Origin of the sequence: Streptomyces sp. DG2A-72, assembly GCF_030499575.1 — a bacterium.
Lineage (GTDB): Bacteria > Actinomycetota > Actinomycetes > Streptomycetales > Streptomycetaceae > Streptomyces.
The window spans coordinates 2978983-2997397 of sequence record NZ_JASTLC010000001.1 but is presented as its reverse complement, the minus strand read 5'-3'; the positions used below and the strand labels follow the sequence as shown (position 1 = coordinate 2997397).

16 protein-coding genes are annotated in these 18415 nt (G+C 68.4%); 4 read left to right on the top strand and 12 right to left on the bottom strand.

Translation table 11 applies throughout. From position 1 onward, the window contains the following. Window positions 1-63: 63 nt before the first annotated feature. The 8 genes from QQY66_RS14395 to QQY66_RS14360 all read right to left on the bottom strand — a co-directional run bounded on the left by QQY66_RS14395 (window position 64) and on the right by QQY66_RS14360 (window position 9296). Window positions 64-1209, bottom strand: coding sequence for an aldose epimerase family protein (locus QQY66_RS14395; protein ID WP_301979786.1), 1146 nt, complete (start codon window positions 1207-1209; stop codon window positions 64-66). A 54-nt stretch (window positions 1210-1263) separates the two neighbouring features. Beyond that, window positions 1264-2508 (bottom strand): multiple monosaccharide ABC transporter permease, encoded by a 1245-nt coding sequence (gene mmsB / locus QQY66_RS14390; protein ID WP_301979785.1) that lies wholly within the window; start codon window positions 2506-2508, stop codon window positions 1264-1266. Next, window positions 2505-4055 (bottom strand): multiple monosaccharide ABC transporter ATP-binding protein, encoded by a 1551-nt coding sequence (gene mmsA, locus QQY66_RS14385; protein WP_301979783.1) that lies wholly within the window; start codon window positions 4053-4055, stop codon window positions 2505-2507. The genes mmsB and mmsA overlap by 4 nt, the downstream gene beginning before the upstream one ends. 36 nt (window positions 4056-4091) lie before the next feature. Beyond that, a complete protein-coding gene (gene chvE / locus QQY66_RS14380; protein ID WP_367666972.1) occupies window positions 4092-5201 on the bottom strand; it encodes a multiple monosaccharide ABC transporter substrate-binding protein in 1110 nt (369 codons plus the stop codon). A gap of 140 nt (window positions 5202-5341) precedes the next feature. Next, window positions 5342-6310 (bottom strand): hypothetical protein, encoded by a 969-nt coding sequence (locus tag QQY66_RS14375; RefSeq protein ID WP_301979780.1) that lies wholly within the window; start codon window positions 6308-6310, stop codon window positions 5342-5344. 111 nt (window positions 6311-6421) lie between these two features. Further along, a complete protein-coding gene (locus QQY66_RS14370; RefSeq protein ID WP_301979778.1) occupies window positions 6422-7426 on the bottom strand; it encodes a zinc-binding dehydrogenase in 1005 nt (334 codons plus the stop codon). Then, window positions 7423-8583: a mandelate racemase/muconate lactonizing enzyme family protein gene (locus tag QQY66_RS14365; RefSeq protein WP_301979776.1), complete on the bottom strand. Its 1161-nt coding sequence runs from the start codon at window positions 8581-8583 to the stop codon at window positions 7423-7425. The genes QQY66_RS14370 and QQY66_RS14365 overlap by 4 nt, the downstream gene beginning before the upstream one ends. A 329-nt stretch (window positions 8584-8912) precedes the next feature. Next, entirely contained in the window at window positions 8913-9296 is a 384-nt protein-coding gene (locus QQY66_RS14360; RefSeq protein ID WP_301979775.1) for a hypothetical protein, read from the bottom strand. On the opposite strand from QQY66_RS14360, the gene QQY66_RS14355 reads away from it, so the two are divergent. Further along, entirely contained in the window at window positions 9276-9860 is a 585-nt protein-coding gene (locus QQY66_RS14355) for a hypothetical protein (protein ID WP_301979774.1), read from the top strand. The genes QQY66_RS14360 and QQY66_RS14355 overlap by 21 nt on opposite strands. A gap of 124 nt (window positions 9861-9984) precedes the next feature. Here the strand turns inward: QQY66_RS14355 and QQY66_RS14350 are convergent, their stop codons facing one another. Next, the gene (locus tag QQY66_RS14350) at window positions 9985-10425 is read right to left on the bottom strand and encodes a MarR family winged helix-turn-helix transcriptional regulator (protein ID WP_301979772.1); all 441 of its coding nucleotides are present in this window, start codon (window positions 10423-10425) and stop codon (window positions 9985-9987) included. A 114-nt stretch (window positions 10426-10539) separates the two neighbouring features. Here QQY66_RS14350 and QQY66_RS14345 point away from each other — a divergent pair, with 114 nt between their 5' ends. Continuing rightward, window positions 10540-11538 (top strand): NADP-dependent oxidoreductase, encoded by a 999-nt coding sequence (locus QQY66_RS14345; protein ID WP_301979771.1) that lies wholly within the window; start codon window positions 10540-10542, stop codon window positions 11536-11538. Window positions 11539-11588: 50 nt separating this feature from the next. Here QQY66_RS14345 and QQY66_RS14340 read toward each other — a convergent pair whose 3' ends face one another. After that, window positions 11589-12740, bottom strand: coding sequence for an alpha/beta hydrolase (locus QQY66_RS14340; RefSeq protein ID WP_301979769.1), 1152 nt, complete (start codon window positions 12738-12740; stop codon window positions 11589-11591). 184 nt (window positions 12741-12924) lie between these two features. Here QQY66_RS14340 and QQY66_RS14335 point away from each other — a divergent pair, with 184 nt between their 5' ends. Then, window positions 12925-13341 carry an organic hydroperoxide resistance protein gene (locus tag QQY66_RS14335; RefSeq protein WP_301979767.1) on the top strand — a complete coding sequence of 139 codons (417 nt, stop codon included), beginning with the start codon at window positions 12925-12927 and terminating at the stop codon, window positions 13339-13341. A 178-nt stretch (window positions 13342-13519) separates the two neighbouring features. Here the strand turns inward: QQY66_RS14335 and QQY66_RS14330 are convergent, their stop codons facing one another. Both QQY66_RS14330 and QQY66_RS14325 read right to left on the bottom strand, forming a co-directional pair. After that, entirely contained in the window at window positions 13520-14674 is a 1155-nt protein-coding gene (locus tag QQY66_RS14330; RefSeq protein ID WP_301979766.1) for a serine hydrolase domain-containing protein, read from the bottom strand. Next, on the bottom strand, window positions 14671-17235 hold the full coding sequence (locus QQY66_RS14325) for a M14 family zinc carboxypeptidase (RefSeq protein WP_301979765.1): 2565 nt from the start codon (window positions 17233-17235) through the stop codon (window positions 14671-14673). The genes QQY66_RS14330 and QQY66_RS14325 overlap by 4 nt, the downstream gene beginning before the upstream one ends. Before the next feature lie 270 nt (window positions 17236-17505). Between QQY66_RS14325 and QQY66_RS14320 the strand changes: the two genes are divergently transcribed. Next, entirely contained in the window at window positions 17506-18372 is an 867-nt protein-coding gene (locus QQY66_RS14320) for a hypothetical protein (RefSeq protein WP_301979764.1), read from the top strand. Window positions 18373-18415: the final 43 nt, after the last annotated feature.

Sequence of the window (18415 nt, the reverse complement as noted above, 5' to 3'; positions counted from 1 at the left end):
TATGAGGCGCTGTTCAACCGCTGAGAATTCGATGGAAAGTTGTGAAGCTACTGTGAAGCAGGGTCACTTCCCGAAGGAATGAACCGTCGTCGAACGGTACGTCTGCCCAGGTCGCAGCGTTGTCGACGGGAACGACGGCTGGTTCGGCGAGTCCGGGAAGTGCTGTGTCTCCAGGCACAGCGCATCGCCCTGCCGGTAGATGCTGCCGCCGGTGCCGGCGAAGCTGCCGTCGAGGAAGTTGCCCGAGTAGAACTGCAGGCCCGGCTCGGTCGTGGCGATCTTCATCGTGCGGCCGGAGGACGGGTCGCGGAGCGTGGCGACGTGCTGCGGCCTGGCCGTGATGCCCTTGTCGAGCGCCCAGTTGTGGTCGATGCCCTTGCCGTACAGCAGCTGCTGGTGGGCGACGCGGATGTCCTCGCCGACGGTCTTGGTGGAGCGGAAGTCGAAGGGGGTGCCCGCGACCTTCGCCAGCTCGCCCGTGGGGATCAGCCCCGAGTCGACCGGCGTGTAGCGGGACGCGGCGATGGACAGCTCGTGGTCGTAGATGGTGCCGCTGCTCTCGCCCGCGAGGTTCCAGTAGACGTGGCTGGTGAGGTTGACGACGGTGGCCTTGTCGGTGGTGGCCTCGTAGTCGATGCGCCAGTCGCCGTGCCGGGTGAGGGTGTACGTCACCTTGGTCTTCAGCGTTCCGGGGTAGCCCATCTCGCCGTCGACGCTCGTGTAGTACAGGTACAGGCCGACGTCCGAGCCCTTGGTGAACGGCTCGACGTTCCAGACGACCTTGTCGAAGCCCTTGGTCCCGCCGTGCAGGCTGTTCTCGCCGTCGTTGACGGAGAGCTGGTAGCTCTTGCCGTCCAGGGTGAACTTGCCCTTGGCGATGCGGTTGCCGTAACGGCCGATCAGCGCGCCGAAGTACGGGCTGTTGGCGACGTAGTCCTCGATGTTGTCGAAGCCCAGCGACACGTTGGTGTAGCGCCCGCGCCGGTCGGGGATCTCCAGGGACTGGACGATGCCGCCGTAGGAGAGGACCTTCAGCCGCGTCCCCCCGTTCTCCAGCGACCAGCTGTGGACCTTCGTGCCGTCGGCGAGCTTGCCGAAGAGCGACTTCACCGGCTTCTTGCCTCCCGTGGCGTGCGCGGTGCCCATGGTCGCGGCGGTGATCCCCGCCGCCGCGGCTCCGGCTATGACCGTACGTCTGTTCATGTCCATGTGCGGCTCCTGCAAATGGAGGGGCCCCGCTCTGTGAGCGGGGCCCGGGACGACTTACGAACCGACCTTGCGCTTGTTCCACACGTCGAAGCCGACCGCCGCCAGCAGGACCAGGCCCTTGATGACCTGCTGCCAGTCGGTGCCGATACCGACGAGGTTCATACCGTTGTTCAGCACGCCCAGGACCAGACCGCCGATGATCGCTCCGAGGACGGTGCCGACGCCGCCGCTCATCGACGCGCCGCCGATGAACGAGGCCGCGATCGCCTCCAGCTCGAAGTTCAGACCGGCCTTGGGCGAGGCCGCGTTGAAGCGGGCGGCGAAGACCAGACCCGCCAGGGCAGCGAGCATGCCCATGTTCAGGAAGACCAGGAAGGTGACCTTCTTGTCCTTCACACCCGACAGCTTGGCCGCCGGGAGGTTGCCGCCGATCGCGTAGATGTGGCGGCCGATGATCACGTTGCGCATGACATAGCCGAAGCCGACCAGCAGCACACCGAGGACGAGCAGCACGATCGGGGCGCCCTTGTAGCTGGCGAGCATCAGCGTCACCGTGAGGATGGCGGCGCCCAGCGCGACCAGCTTCAGCAGGAACAGCTTGGTGGGCAGGACGTCGAGGTCGAACTCCTGCTGCCGGCGGCGGTCGCGGAACTCCTGGAAGACCACGAACGCGATCAGCCCGATGCCCAACAACAACGTGATGTTGTGATAGTTGGTATCCGGCCCGACCTCCGGCATGAAGCCGTTGGAGACCTTCTGCAGCCCCTCCGGGAACGGGCCCAGCGTCTGGCCCTCGAGGAAGATCTCGGTGAGACCGCGGAAGATCAGCATGCCCGCGAGGGTGACGATGAAGCTCGGTATGCCGCCGTACGCGATGAAGAACCCTTGTGCCGCGCCCGCGACCGCGCCCATGGCCAGGCAGAGGATCACCGCGACCGGCCATGGCAGGTCGTTCTTGACCATGAACACGGCTGCCATCGAGCCGATGAACGCCGTCAACGAGCCGACCGACAGGTCGATATGGCCCGCGATGATGACGAGCATCATGCCGATCGCGAGGATCAGGATGTAGCTGTTCTGCAGCACCAGGTTGGAGACATTGCGCGGCAGCAGCAGGTCGCCGTCGGTCCACACGGCGAACAGCGCCACGATCAGGCCGAGTGCGAACAGCATGCCGTACTGCCGCATATTGCGGCGCATACCGTCCAACATCAGCTGCAACAGGCCGTCGCCTGTGCTCGAACCGCCCTTCCCGGCCGGCGCGGGGGCCGGCGTCTTGGCGGTCACATCCGTGCTCATCGGGTTACCTCTTTGTCCTTGGTCATCTGACGCATCAGCGTTTCCTGCGAGGCCTCGGCCCGCGAGAACTCACCGGTCAGCCGGCCCGCGGCCATCGTGTAGATGCGGTCGCACATGCCGAGCAGCTCCGGCAGCTCGGAGGAGATGAAGACCACCGCCTTGCCCTGCGCGGCGAGTTGGTCGATGACGGTGTAGATCTCGTACTTGGCGCCGACGTCGATACCGCGCGTCGGCTCGTCCAGGATCAGCACATCCGGACCCGCGAAGATCCACTTGCTGAGGACGACCTTCTGCTGGTTGCCGCCGGAGAGCTTGCCCACCGGCTCGAAGACGGTCGGCGCCTTGATGTTCATGGACTTGCGGAAGCCCTCGGCGACCTGCCGCTCCTCGTGCTCGTCGACCACCCCGCGCTTGGAGACCTTGCCCAGGGCGCTGAGCGAGATGTTCCGGCCGATGGTGTCGATGAGGTTGAGGCCGTAGTGCTTGCGGTCCTCGGTGACATACGCGATGCCGTGCTTCACGGCCTCCGCCACCGTCTTCGTACGGATCTCCCGACCGTCCTTGAAGACCGAACCGCCCGCGTACCGGCCGTAGGTGCGCCCGAAGACGCTCATCGCCAGTTCGGTGCGGCCGGCGCCCATCAGGCCCGCGATGCCGACGATCTCCCCGCGCCGCACGGACAGCGACACATCGTCGACCACCTTGCGCTGCTGGTCGATCGGGTGGAACACGGTCCAGTTGCGGACCTCCAGGGCTGCCGAGGCGCCCACCTCGGTGTCGTGCTTCGACCGCTCCGGGAAGCGGTGCTCCAGATCCCGGCCGACCATGCCGCTGATGATCCGGTCCTCGGTGGTCTCCGCGGCCTTCACGTTCAGCGTCTCGATCGTGCGGCCGTCGCGCAGGATCGTCACCGAGTCGGCGACCTTGCGGATCTCGTTGAGCTTGTGGGAGATGATGATCGAGGTGATGCCCTGCTTCTTCAACTCCAGGATGAGATCGAGGAGTTTGCCGCTGTCCTCGTCGTTCAGGGCGGCCGTCGGCTCATCCAGGATGAGCAGCTTCACCTTCTTCGACAGCGCCTTCGCGATCTCGACGAGCTGCTGCTTGCCCACGCCGATGTCGGCGACGCGGGTGTCCGGGTGATCGCTGAGACCGACCCGCCGCAGCAGCTCGGTGCCGTGCCTGAGCGTCTCGGTCCAGCTGATGATCCCGCGGGTGGCGTGCTCGTTGCCGAGGAAGATGTTCTCCGCGATGGAGAGGTAGGGGATCAGGGCCAGCTCCTGATGGATGATCACGATGCCGTGATGCTCACTGGCCTTGATGTCCTTGAACTTGCAGACCTCTCCCTCGAAGAGGACTTCACCGTCGTACGTCCCGTGCGGATGAAGGCCGGAGAGGACCTTCATCAGGGTCGACTTGCCGGCGCCGTTCTCCCCGCAGATGGCGTGGACCTCGCCCTGCTGGACGGTCAGAGTGACGTCCGACAGCGCCTTGACGCCGGGAAAGGTCTTGACGATCGAGCGCATTTCCAGGACGGGTCCCGCCATGGTCGTGCCTTCCAATCCCTAGGTGCGGCGGTTGTCTTAGAGGTCGCTTTCCTTGAGGAAGCCGGAGTCGATGAGTTCCTTCTTGTAGTTGGACTTGTCGACGGCCACCGGCTCCAGCAGGTAGGCGGGGACGACCTTCGAGCCGTTGTCGTACGTCTTGGTGTCGTTGACCTCGGGCTCCTTGTCGTTGAGCGCCGCGTCGACCATGTTCGAGGCCACCTTGGCGAGTTCGCGGAGGTCCTTGAAGACGGTCATCGACTGCTGGTTCGCGATGATCGACTTCACCGAGGCCAGCTCGGCGTCCTGGCCCGTGACGATCGGCAGCGGCTTGCTCGTGGAGCCGTAGTCGTCGGACTTCAGGGCCGACAGGATGCCGATGGAGATGCCGTCGTACGGCGAGAGGACCGCGTCGACCCGCTCGGACTTGTAGGAGCCGGTCAGGATGTCGTCCATGCGCTTCTGGGCGGTGCCGCCGTCCCAGCGCAGGGTGGTGACCTGGGTCAGCTTGGTCTGGCCGGAGCGGACGACGAGCTGCTTCTTGTCGATGTAGGGCTGCAGGACCTTCATCGCGCCGCCGAAGAAGTAGCGGGTGTTGTTGTCGTCGTTGGAGCCGGCGAACAGCTCGATGTTGAACGGGCCCTTCTTGGAGCCGTCCTTCAGGCCGAGCTTCTCGACGATGTAGTTGCCCTGGAGCTCGCCGACCTTCTCGTTGTCGAACGAGGCGTAGTAGTCGACGTTCTGGGTGCCGAGGATCAGGCGGTCGTAGGAGATGACCGGGATGTTCGCGTCCTTGGCCTGCTGGAGCACGTTGTTCATCGACTTGTTGTCGATGGCCGCGATGATCAGCGCCTTCACGTTCTGCGTGATCAGGTTCTCGACCTGGGAAACCTGCTGGTCCGGGTCGTCCTCGCCGTAGACCAGCTTGGTCTTGTACCCCTTGGACTCCAGTTCCCTCTTGACGTTGTTGCCGTCGGCGATCCAGCGCTCCGACGACTTGGTGGGCATCGCGATGCCGATGGTGGCTCCCTCGGAGCTACCGGAGCCCTCCTCGCTGCCGCCCTCGCCGCTCTGACCGCAGGCAGTGAGGGTGAGGGAGAGGGAGGCGGCCGTGGCTATCGCGGCGAGTGCGGCTCGGCGAGTACGCATGATCATCATCCTTGATGTCTGTGACTGGCTCGGTCTGGCGGTGCGGTGAAACCCGTCGGTGGTGCGGTACGACCGAAGAGAGGGTGTGTGGGATTGTGTTCGGCTGCGTCTTCTTTTGTGAAGAGGTGACGGCCGGAACGTTATGAGGGTGTTTCGAAACGACGGAGCGCGCCCGGCAGCCGGGAGCCGAGCGGCGCCATCTCGCCGTCCGCTCCGTGCCGCGCGAGCAGGTCCAGGGCGAGCCGGCCGCGCCGCACCCGTTCCCGGGCCGTGGTCAGCGTCAGATCGCGCAGATGGTGCCCGTACGGGTAGATACCGGGCGCCTTCGAGAGGCCGAACTTGAGGTAGAGCGGTGCACCGCGCCGGATCAGCTCGGCGACCTCGTACATGCGCACGTAGCCGCCGAGATCGTCGGGGGCCTCGATGTACATGTCCATGGGAGCGGCGGACACCCGCCGGATCTCGGTGAGATGGTCGAGCGTCAGATCGCTGGGCACATTGATCGAGTCGGCGCCCAGATTCTCGTAGACCGCGTACGCGGCCGGATTGACCGGTCCGATCAGCGCCGAGACCTTGAGGGTGGTGTCGGCGGGGATGATGCCCGCCGTACGGGCCCGGTGCAGGGTCCACAGCACGCCCTCGTCGGCGACCAGCAGGCACTTGACACCCAGCTCCGTCGCCCGGACGGCGTCCTCGACGCAGCCGGCGACGGCGTCATGGCCACGGGCGCGCAGACCGCCGCCGCGCGAGTCGGTCCGGGTGGATCCGCCGATGTCCCAGGTCCCGCGCGGGCCGGTGAACAGGCAGAGCTCGATGTCACGAGCATTCGTCGCGTCGACCATCTCGGTGATCTCGGCGTCGGTCAGCATCCACACACCGCTGCCCTGGCTGATCCGGTGGATCGGCACATCGAGCCGCGAGGACTCCTTCAGGATCACGGCCAGCGCTTCGGGTCCCTCGCACGAGGGGACCTCGGTGCGCCAGCCGCCGCCACCGGGGAAGGAGTGCGGCGAGGCGTCGGCGGGGTCGAGGGTGGGCGCACCCAGGCCGAGCGTGGTGAGGGCCTGCTCACCGGGTCGACGGGCTGCCGTATCGGAGGCGTCGGTCACAAGCTGTCCTTCTTGTTCGATATGTCGGACGAAGTTCGCGGCTCAGGGTGCGGGGGGCTTGGGTGTACGCCGGTACGGAAGCCGTCAGGTTGCCCCCGTACCGGCGTACGGCTAGGGGCGCAGGAGCACTTTGCCGACCTTCGGATCACCGGATCCCACCAGCTCGATGGCCTGCGCGAACTCGGCCAGCGGCAGCTCGTGCGAGACGAGCGGCAACGGGTCGAGGAGCCCGGCGGCGAACACCCGCACCGTGTGCGCCCAGGCGTCCGGCGGCGCCCCGAAGACGGTGTGCACCTCCAGCTGCCGTACGACCAGATCGGTCGGGTCGAGACCCTCGGCGCCCGGCGCCGGGATGCCCGTCAGGACCAGGCGTCCGCCGCGCCTGAGCAGGGAGGCGGCGGTGCGCGCGGCGGACGCGGACCCGGCGGTCTCGATCACCACGTCGAAGTCGTCGGGAAGCGGCTGGTCCTTCGTACGGAAGTCGGTGGCGCCGTACTGGCGCGACAGCGCCTCGCGGTCGCCCCGCGTGCCGACGACCAGCAGCTCGGCCGGGGAGCCCGCCTTCAGGAACTGCACGGCGAACATGCCGAGCGTGCCGGTGCCTACGACGGCCACGCGCTCCCCGGGCCGGGCATTGGCCTTGAGCGCGGCGGCCGCGATACAGGCGGCGGGCTCGAGCAGGGCCGCCGCCGTGAGGTCGGCCGCGTCCGGCAGGACGTGCAGGAGCCGGGCCGGGAGGGTGAGCGTGTCGGCCATGGCGCCCGGCTGCGTGAACCCGGTCTCCTCGTAGCCGGCCGTGCACAGGGTCGTCTCGCCCGCGTGGCAGCGGTCGCAGACCTGGCAGTTGCGGAAGCCCTCGCCGACGACCTTGCGGCCGATGAGGGACTCCGGCACACCGGCGCCGACGGTGTGCACGGTCCCCGACCACTCGTGACCCGGGGTGAGCGGGTAACGGACGTACCCCTCGGGCCGGTTGCCCTGATAGACCTCGCGGTCGCTGCCGCAGATCCCCACGGCGTGCACGCCGACGAGCGCCTCGCCGGGACCGGGCTCACGCGGCGTGTGCTCGGTGAGCCGGTGCTCGCCGGGCGCCTCGATGACGACGGCGGTGCTCACTTCCCGCTGCCCTTCGGCTTGCGCTGCTCCCAGCCCTCGGCCCACAGGTCGAACCGGGCCTGCTGCTGCGGGAATTCGGCCGCCGCGTCGGTGTCGAGCTCGACGCCGAGACCGGGCGCGTCGGAGATCTCGAAGTACCCGTCCACGACCTGGGGCGCCCCCTTGACGACCTTCTTGATCTCCGCGTCGGCGAAGTCGTTGAAGTGCTCCAGGATCTTGAAGTTCGGCGTGGAGAAGCCGACTTGGAGGGAGGCGGCGGTCAGCACGGAGCCGCCGACGTTGTGCGGCGCGACCAGCATGTAGTGGGTCTCGGCGGTGGCGGCGAGCTTACGGGTCTCCCAGATGCCGCCGATGTGGCCGACATCGGGCTGCAGGATGTCGACGGCCTGGCTCTCGAACAGCTCGCGGAACTCGATGCGATCGTGAATGCGCTCACCGGTGGCGACGGGCATGTCGACCTTCGCCGAAACCTTTTCGAGCGCCTTCAGGTTCTCCGGCGGCACGGGCTCTTCCAGCCAGGCGGGCTTGAAGGGCGCGAGCTCGTGCGCGAGACGGACGGCGGTGGAGGGTGAGAACCGGCCGTGCATCTCCAGCATCAGCTCGGAATCCGGCCCGATGGCGTCGCGCACGGCCTCGATCAGCGACACGGCGTACAGGGTCTGCTGGTGGTCCAGCTCGTAGTGCCCGGTCCCGAAGGGGTCGATCTTGAGCGCCTTGTACCCGCGGGCCATGACCTCCTGGGCCGCCTTGTGGTAGGCCTCCGGCGTCCGCTCCGTCGTGTACCAGCCATTGGCGTAGGCCTTGACCTTGTCGGTGACCTTGCCGCCGAGCAGCTGCCACACGGGTACGCCGAGCGCCTTGCCCTTGATGTCCCAGCAGGCCATCTCGATGACGGCGATCCCGGACATGACGATCTCGCCGGCCCGCCCGTAGTCCCCGTACTTCATCCGCCGTACGAGGTCTTCCGTGGCGAACGGGTCGGAGCCGAGAATGTGGTTGTTCTCGGCCTCCCGCAGGTAGCCGATCAGCGCGTCGGTGTGGCCCAGCATCCGGGTCTCGCCGACACCCGTGATCCCCTCGTCGGTGTGCACCTGGACATACGTCAGATTGCGCCACGGCGTTCCGACCACGTATGTGCTGATTCCGGTGATGCGCACTGCAGTTGCCCCTTGTTGCGTCGTCGGCTCGGTTGTTGTTCGATATTTCGTCACTCGTTCGAAATGCTGGCGTGACAGTAAGGACGGGGCGGTCGGGGTGTCAATGGGTCGAACACATAACAGTTTCGACACTTTCGAGAAGAGCTTTCGGTGCCCCGCCGTCAACGTGCCATACCGGAAGCGGAAGTTCCCCACATAACTTTCACAGCTGTGACTATGAACGTTGCCTGTGAGGAACTTAGTCTCCTCGCGTCATGGACTACTGCCACCCGTGCCAAAGGCACCTGAACGGCGCCCTGGCCTGCCCGGGGTGCGGCGCACCGCCCGGCTCACTCGGCGCAGGAACGGCGTACGCGGGGGCGTACGAGGCTCCGGGCGGGGCGTACGGCGCTCCGCAGGGGGCGTACGGGGGATCGGGGGGCTATGACGCTCCCAGGGCTTCCGGGGGGTCCTACGAGGCGCCCGCCGGGTCGTACGAGGCTCCACGCGCCGGTGAGGGTGAGGCCCACAGTGATGATCGCGACGCGGCGCATGGCGCCGGACGCGATGACGAGTACGGCACGGGTCGCGGCGACGAGTACGGCGACGGTGGCGACGACGACTACGGCGACGAGGACGAGCCCCGCGGACGTGCCGCCCGGCGTCGTGGTCGTCGTCGGGGCCGGGGTCGTGCGCGGGATGTCACGGTCGCCGTGGGTGCGGTCGGTGTCCACGACGAGTCGGACGACGAGCCCGACCCCGAGGGTGCCGACGACGAGGACCCCGCCGGGGGCGCGAGCCGTCGCGACCGCAAGGCCGCGGCCCACCGGCGCCGCCGTCGCCGGACCGTGCTGATATCCGCGGGCTTCATCCTCGCTGCCGCCGGCCTGAGCCTTGCGGAACTCGGCATAGACGCCCCGGGTTCGCCTTCGAAACCGGCGGCCGCGGGCGGCGACGCGTCCGCCGACGGCGGCACGTCGAAGGAGGCGGGCGAGACGGCCGAGCCGATAGGCGACGCGGAGGGCACCGCCGGATCGACGGATTCCGCGAGCCCGTCCGGCTCCACCTCCCCCTCGGCGTCCAAGTCCGCGAAGGACGACAAGCCGACAAAGGAAGAGACCGAGCAGGACTCCCAGTCCGCGACAGCGGCCCCGGCGCCGGACCCGACCACCCCGGATCCCGCCCCATCGGCCCCCGCCGAGACCCCTGCCCCCAGCGCGGACCCGACCACCTCGGACCCGACACCGGATCCCTCGCCTTCGGAAACGTGCGAGCGGTTCCTGTGGTGGTGCGCCTAGCCAGCAGAGTGGGGTTTCGGCAGCGCCCCAAAGGGGCGCGGGGAACTGCGCGACCAACCACGACGGCGCCGCAGTCGAACGACGGCCACATCCCGGCACATCGCGGCACCCTCCAGCGAAGCGCTCAGCTCGCTTCCAACATCCGCCGTAGCAAATTCCGCAACGCCAGTCGCTCGTCCTCGGAGAGTCCCGCCAGTGGCTCCCGCGCGAACCGCAGCGACTCCCGCAGGCCGCGCGCCACACGCCGGCCCTCGTCGGTCGTGGCCGCGAGCTTCACCCGCCGGTCGTTCGGGTCCGGGCGGCGCTCCACCAGCCCCCGGGACTCCAGCCGGTCCACTATCCCGGTCACATTCGACGGCTCGCACTTCAGCTTCTGGGCCAGCTTGCGCATCGGCAGCGGCTCCAGGGACAGCAGACTGAGCAGCCGCGCCTGCGCGCCGGTCAGGGCGTGGTCGGCGGCGGCGACGTCGAAGTCCTCGTGGTAGCGGGCCACGACGTCACCGATCAGCTCGACCACTTCCATGGTGAGGGCGTCGGGGCGGCGGGTCTTCCGGTCAGTGGCCATGCGGCTCAGCGTACCCCGTTACTTGACATCATGAAATATTCAGGAGCATGGTTGTTTCAGGTGCTGAACTATTGGCATCGAAGTATTTCTCGCTCGCTCGGAAAGGCGCCCCCCATGATCAACCGCGAATGGCACCTCGTCTCCCGCCCTGTCGGCTGGCCCAAGCCCGAGGACTTCGCCCTGGTCGAGAGTGAGGTCCCGACGCCGGGCGAAGGCCAGGTCCTCGTCCGGAACAAGTACCTCTCCGTCGACCCGTACATGCGCGGACGCATGTCGGCGGCCAAGTCCTACGTCGCCCCCTTCGAGCTCGGCAAGGTCATGCAGGGTGGAGCCGTCGGCGAGGTCGTCGCCTCCAACGCCGAGGGCATCGCCGTCGGCGACCACGTCCTGCACTTCTTCGGCTGGCGCGAGTACGCCGCCGTGGACGCGAAGAACGCCGTCAAGGTCGACCCGGGCGCCGCGCCGCTGTCCACGTACCTCGGTGTGCTCGGCATGACCGGCCTCACTGCGTACGCCGGTCTGCTGCGCACCGCCTCCTTCAAGGAGGGCGACGTCGTGTTCGTGTCGGGTGCGGCCGGTGCTGTCGGCAGCCAGGTCGGGCAGATCGCGAAGCTCAAGGGTGCCTCCCGGGTCGTCGGGTCCGCGGGCTCGGACGAGAAGGTCAAGCTGCTGGTCGAGGAGTACGGCTTCGACGCCGCGTTCAACTACAAGAACGGCAAGGTCAGCGACCAGCTCCGGGATGCCGCCCCGGACGGGGTCGACGTCTATTTCGACAACGTCGGCGGCGATCACCTGGAGGCGGCGATCGGCCGGCTGAATCGGGACGGCCGTATCGCCGTCTGCGGAATGATCTCGGTCTACAACAACACCGAGCCTGCCCCCGGCCCGCGCAACCTCGCCCGACTCATCCAGACCCGCGGCCGCATCGAGGGCTTCCTGGTCGGCGACCACTACGACCTCCAGCCGCAGTTTGTCGAGGAGGTCGGCCCCTGGGTCGCCTCGGGTGCGCTCAAGTACCGCGAGACGGTCGTCGAGGGCATCGGGAACAACCTGGAGGCCTTCCTCGGCGTCCTGCGCGGCGACAACACCGGGAAGATGATCGTCAAGCTCTGAGTCGACGATCACCCGTAGGTCATTTGTCGACGGTCACCCGTAGCCGCAGGTCATTTGTAGAAGAGCACTTCCGGGAACTGCGATGACGGGCCGTCCAGCAAGGGCTGGCTGACGCCCTTGAGGTGGAGGTCGAAGAAGGCCGTCACGTAGCGGCGCGTTATTCGCTGCGACTGCTCGCCCGACAGGGGCTCCTCCGGGGGCAGGAGCCCCAACTGGCCGGCGAGCACCGGTGTGTCGGTGAAGGTGAAGTGTCCGGAGCCCTTCACGGCCAGCCAGCGCTTCCAGCCGTCGAGGTGCGGCCAGTCACGCACCCAGGATGTGTCGTCCCCTTCGGTGCCCAGCAGCATGAACGGCCGCCCGTCCAGGCCGCTCGCGGGCACGGGGTCGAACAGTGTGCCGTCCAGATTGACCCCGGCCCGGACCCGTTGATCGCTGGCCATGGTGGACGCGGTGGAAGCGCCGCCTATGGAGTGACCGGCCATGCCGATCCTGGTGCGGTCGATCAGCTCGGCGTGGCGCCAGGCCGGATGGCGGGAGGTCAGCCGGTCGAGCAGGAAGGAGACGTCCTGGGCACGGCCTTCGGCGACGTTCTCCCCGGCTCCGGCCGCCTTCTCGCAGGCGACGCAGGTCAGCAGGCGATTGCCGGGGAACGCCGTACCCACCGACTCATAGGCATGGTCGACGGAGGCCACCACATACCCACGGCTCGCCAGCTCCTCGGCGAGCAGGGTCAGGGTCGAGCGGTTGACGCTGAACCCGGGCGACAGCACGACCAGCGGGAACTTCCCCTGGGCAGGGCGGGCGCCGGGGCGGGCGTGGGTGCGGGTGCCGCTGAGTGTCTCGGCGGGCACGGTGTCGGCCAGATCGCGGTCCTCCAGAAAGGCTCGCGCCTCGCCGGTGGTCATGTACGGGGCTGTCCTGCCGTGTCCGGGGCGGGCGGGGTAGTACAGCGACACCATCAGCTCTCGGGCGCCTGCCTCCGGCACCCACGGGTCGGGGCGGGTCTTGTCGACCAGGTGCAGGGTGTCGCGGCCTATGGCCGACTGGCCTGTGGGGCGGGGGAGTTCCAGGCGTACTTGGTTGCTCTGGGTGGGGGCAGGGGCGGGCGTATGTGTGGGTGCGGCCAAGGCCGTGCCTGTGCCGAGGAGGGCCAAGGACAGGCCGAGTAACGCGGCCGTGGCGCCGCGAGGCAGACGATTCATGCTGATGAGGCTAGGAGGCCAGGAGTGTAGACCGCGTCACTCTGCGTGGTGATCCACCGTAGTCCTCAGGATCTACGGGGTACCCCTGAGGCCTACCCCTAGTTTTCGGCATGCGATAACTTCTTTCCGAAACCGCCGTCGATCGTGGGCGCGAGTCGCGGCGGACGAGGAGGAAGACAACCGCATGCCCATTCAGCAGTCCGAGGTCCTGTACACCGCCGTCGCCACCGCCGAGAACGGCCGTGACGGCCGCGTCGCCACCGACGACGGCAAGCTCGACGTCGTCGTCAACCCGCCCAAGGAGATGGGCGGCAGCGGCTCCGGCACCAATCCGGAGCAGTTGTTCGCCGCTGGGTACAGCGCTTGTTTTCAGGGGGCGCTGGGTGTTGTTGCTCGGCGGGAGAATGCTGATATTTCCGGCTCTACGGTCACCGCGAAGGTGGGGATCGGGAAGAACGCGGACGGGTTCGGGATCATCGTGGAGATCTCTGCGGACATTCCGAATGTCGATGCGGAAACGGCCAGGTCTCTGGTTGAGAAGGCCCACCTCGTGTGTCCGTACTCGAAGGCCACACGCGGCAACATCACCGTGCTGATCTGATTGCTCGGGCGCCTCCGGGGGCGCTTGATGCCGGTGTCGAGACGGCGATCGTGCTCAGCGCTTCGCGCCTCCGCGCGTTCGCCGTCTCGACACCGGCGCGCCCCCTACGGCTCCCTCGCGGCCGGCGCGTCGGACCAGTTGTTGTTGGTGGGCTCTTGCCGTTTGTTGTTGTTTGCGGTCAGGTCGCCAGCGTTGCCCTGTGAGTGGCCCTTACGAACCGCTCGTTCTCCGGTGCTGCTCCGCCTGGGTAGGCGAACCGGCGTCGGGTGTAGCCGTAGGCCAGGCCGCTGCGGGGGTCGGCGAAGGCCTGGGAGCCGGGGGCGCCGCTGTGGCCGAAGGCGCCGGCGCCCAGGAAGGGGTACCAGGTGTCGGCGGTGGCCTGGAAGCCGAGGCCGTAGGAGCGGTGGGTGCGGGTGACCAGGTCGTAGCCGATGGAGTGGATCTGGCCCACCTCGGCTGCGGTGTCCGGCTTGAGTAGGGGTGGGCGGTCGTTCATCTCGCTGATGGCCGCCGCGTACATGCCGGCCAGGCCGCGCGCGGATGCCACGCCGCCCGCTGAGGCCTGGCCCTTGGCACGTACGGTGCGGGAGTTGGCGAAGTCGGTGAATTCGCCCGGGTTCGGCACATGGGCGTTGAACGCGATCGACGCGAGGGTGTGCGGGCCGGTCGGGGCCGCGTCCAGTACGGCCTGCTGTTTCGGGGTCGGCAGCATGGGTTGCGCCGAGCGGAAGCGGGGGTCGAGTGGCTGCGGCAGGCCGAGGTGGAAGTCGAGGGCGTACGGGGCGCGTACGCGTTCCTCGAACAGTTCCTGGAGGGTGCGTCCCGTCGCGCGGCGTGCCACCTCGCCCGTGAGTGCGCCGATGACCAGGGCGTGGTAGCCGAAGGCGGTGCCGGGGCGCCAGAACGGGCGTTGGTCCGCGAGCCGTTCGGCGATCATGCGGTCGTCGGCCAGCTCGTCGGGGGAGAAGCCGGTGTCCAGGCCGATCAAGCCTGCCCGGTGGGTTACCAGGTCGCGCAGGGTGAGGGCGGCCTTGCCCTCGGCGCCGAACTCCGGCCAGTAGTAGGTCACTTTGCGGTCGAGTTCCAGCGTGCCGTCCTGCACGAGCAGCGCGACCACGAGGTGGGCGGCGCCCTTGGTGGACGAGTACACGCCGTAGAGGGATGCGGCGTCGGCGCCGTCGCCGGTCCACAGGTCGACGACTCTGCGGCCGTGGACGTATGCGCACAACTGGCCCTCGTAGTCGTCCCGTTCGCTCGCCACGAACGCGGCGAATTCGTCGCGCACTGCGTCGAAACCGTCCGCTACGGTGCCGTGGATCTCCTTCGTCGTCATCCACCACTCTCCTGACTCGCCTGTGCCACGGTGAACAATGCCCGGGCCACCTGCGCGAATTCCCCCTTCGGATGATCCCGGAAGAGGGGCTCGGTGCCGAACAGCACGGCACCTGGACCACTGACGACCGAGGCCTGCCCGGCCGCTGCCTCCGGACCGCCACTGCCGTCCTCCAATGGCCGCCAGTGCCCGGAGAGCAGGGGGTTACCGGTCGTGTACGACTGCTCCACCCGCGCTTCGGGTCCGAGGTCGGTGAACCAGACGGGCGCGTACACGAAGCTGTGGTCCGGAGCGCCGCCCGTGATCCGCCCGCCCGTATTGACGACTTGCACCACGCCGTTGGCGTCACCGTTGCCCTCCACCGGCTTGGCGGCCAGCCGTCCGGTCGCGGAGGTGAGGTCCGCGCCGGTGGTGCCTCGGCCGACCAGCCCGCCGTGGTGGGTGAGGAAGGTGTCCAGCGCCTTGCGGGCAGCCGGATTCAGGGCGTCGTAGGACAGTCCGGCCGAGACGAACAGAGCGTCTGTCCTCGACCAGTCGAAGCCCGCGTTCAGTACGGCCGTGGAGACGGGCGTGACCTCGAAGTTCATCTCCCGGAGCGCGAACAGCTCGCCCGCTGTGACGGCGGCTGCCAGGCGGAGTCGGCGCAGTTCCGTGGTGCCGCGCGTGTGCGTTGCCTCGAAGGCCACGTCGTGGGTGCGGGCTGCGGTGACTGCCGCCTTGCGTGCCGAGGGCTGGAGGATTGCGCTGCCGTCCGGGGCCTGGCGTAGGGAAATGCCCTGCTGGAGGAGGTCGTTGAGGGCCGCGATCTCCTGGGGGGTGTCCAGGCGGAGGCGCAAGCGGCCGTAGGGGGCGACGTGGGCGACGGGCGTGGCCCTCTCGATGGTGCGCAGTGCGTCGTACGGCAGACTGCCGCTCTGTGCGGGCTTCACCGTGGCGCCCCAGAGGCGGCCCAGGCTCCAGCCCGAGATGTCGTACATGACCGATACCTTGGAGCTGATGTCGGTGCCGTCGGCGAGGAGGGCGTTCGCGAGGCCGCGCTTGGGCTGGTGCATGTCGATGACGTAGGAGCCCTGTGCGTACGTCCGTCCTGCGAGCCGGAAGGGGCGGGTCGCGCGGGTGACGGTGACGTCGTTGGCGAGGAGGTGGTCCACGAGGCGGGCGGCGGCGGTCGCCGAGCGCTGGGGCGGCCCTGCGGGGATGACGTATGCGCGGGGGAAGTTCGTGGTGTAGACGTCCTCGGGGCCGATGCCGGGGACGCCGGGGACCGTCTCCTGCGATACCGGGATCTGCGCCTCGCCTGCCGCGCCGCGCCGGAAGACCTCGATCTGGTCGGCGATCAGTGAACCGCGGTGGGTGCGCGTGAAGTCGAGGGTGGCGCGGATGGCGGCGCCCGCTACGTCGACGTTGATCGCGGACCTACGGCGCAGTTCCGCCGTCGGGAGGGTGTCGTACTCCTCGTTGTTCACCGCGAGGGGGATCTCTACGGTGTGCGCGGCGACCGTGCCCTGGAAGGCCGCGTACTGCGGGGTGAAGATGGGCGGCCAGTCGTCCCAGCCCTCCTGCTGATCACGGAAGGGGATTTGGGCGGGCTCTACGCCGTCCTTGGCAGGTGTGTAGCCGAGGCCGTTGACTGCCGACTCCATGCCCAGGGCGTTGGCGTAGGTGTTCTTGAGGAAGAGGTCGTACTCGTAGTTCTCGCCGTGCGGGGGAGTGGTGGGTTCGATGAGGGTGCCGTTGACGTAGCCGTGCAGGTCGAGCATGACGGCGGGTTGCTTGTCGATCTGGATCTGGCGCATCGCGCGCACCTCGGGCTGCGAGGCGGTCACGAAGTCCCGGTTCATGTCGAAGCCGTTGGCGTTCGTGCGGGTGCCGGCGATACGGCCGTCCGGGTTGGCGGTGATGTTGAAGTAGAGGCGGGAGCGGGAGAGGAGGTCCTTGGTCTTCGTGTCGTTCGCCGTCGCCAGCTGCTTGATGAGGCCGAGCGAGGCGTCTGTGCCTTCCCACTCGTTGCCGTGGATGTTGTTGTTCACGAACAGCGGGATCTTGTAACGCGCCTTGATCTCAGGGGACTTGGCCGCGACTGCGGCCGCCTTCTCGATCAGCTCGCGCATCCGCTCCTGGGCGCGGGTCTGGCGGGCGGACTCCGGGGCGGTGACCGTGACGAGGTACAGGCGGTGCCCGCCTGCCGAGCGGCCCACGACCTCGACGCTCACCCGATCGCCCAGGGCCTGCAGGGCGTTCAGCTTCGGGGCGATCGCGTGGTACGGGGTGAGGCCGAGCTCGATGGACTTGTCGGCGGGGTTCTCGGGGCCGGGGGTGAGGACCTGCTCGCGGGGATAGCCGCTTGCGGAATCGGTTCTGCCGACGTTGGTGGCGAGGGCCCGTTCGGCCGCGCTCACCGGGGTCAGGGCGGCCTGTCGGTCGAGGGCGGGGCCTTCCCGGGTGACGGGCTCGGTGTCGGCCCCGGCGCTGCCGGGGGTGAGCAGAAGTGAGCCCGCCGTGGTGAGTGCCAGGGCGGTGATCAGGACGGGTCTCGCAGGGGCGGTTCTCGTGGTGCGCACGCGTACCTCCTCCGGGCTTCCTGAGATCGGTACGGCGAGATGTACCTGTTCGACTCAACGGCAACAAGAGGGAGTCCGTGTCGCCGATGCCCCGGATGGCGCATCCCCGGCCCGGTGAACGGGGCATGCTGAGGGGGCCCGGCGGTGTGCCCTGGGAGGGTCTGGCGGTTCCGCAGCGCCCAAAGGGGCGCGGGGAACTGCGCGACCAGCCCCGACGGACCCGCAGCCGAGTCACCGCCTTCCAGCGGAGCGCTTACGCGAGGAGTGTTCATGGCGACGATCCCTTCGCTCCCCAGCAGGGACGAGATGCTGCGCATGGCCCGCAGCACGACCGACATCACCGGCCAACTCCTGGACACGGCCGGGAACATCACCAGAATCGCCATCAACACCTTCGACCCACGGGACGGTTCGGGCGCGGAGGTGCTGCGCGTCCTGCGCGAGACCACCGCCGAACTCGCCGAGGCCAGCGCCTCCCCGCAGGCCCAGGAGGCGTTCTACCGCATCGTCGACACCCTCACCCGGCTCGGCACCAGCGGCGCCCCGCTCGCCGTGCACCCGGTCAGCGAGCCCGCCCAGGCGCTGCTGGCGGCGCTGAGCGACAGCCTGCTGCCGGTGCTGGACGCGGTGGAGCCCGCGGTGGAGGAATTCGCCACCGCCCTCGGCGACTTCGTCGAGGCGACGTCACCGCTGCTGCCCGCGGCGGCGGGCCTGGCCGCGGGTGTGCTGCTCGCTCTCACTCCGCTGATCCGGGCGGCGACCGACGTCCTCAACGAGTCGACCCCCGAACTCCGCCGTGTTGCCGACGCGTTGACGTCCGCGCTGGCCCCGCTGATGCCGCTCCAGGTGGCCCTGGCCGAGCGTGCGGCCGCCGCGGGCGCGGGTGTCGTACGCGCTGCCCTGCCGCCTCTCGCCGACCTCACGGAAGCCGCCGCGGCGACGACGAAGGCGGCGCGGCCGGTGCTCATCGCCGGGGAGGAACTGGTGGTGTCCGCACTGGAGTCGGTTCAGCCCCTGATGCTGGCCACGGCCTCGCGAGCGGGGCGGGTGGCGCGGGCTGCGGCGGTGCGGGTGACGGCGGCGGTGTCTCCGGCGGCGGATCGCGGGGTTGTGGTGGCCGTGTCCGTGGCGGGTTGAGGCAAGGAGACGCAGGTCACATCCGGCGATGTCACACCGTGCC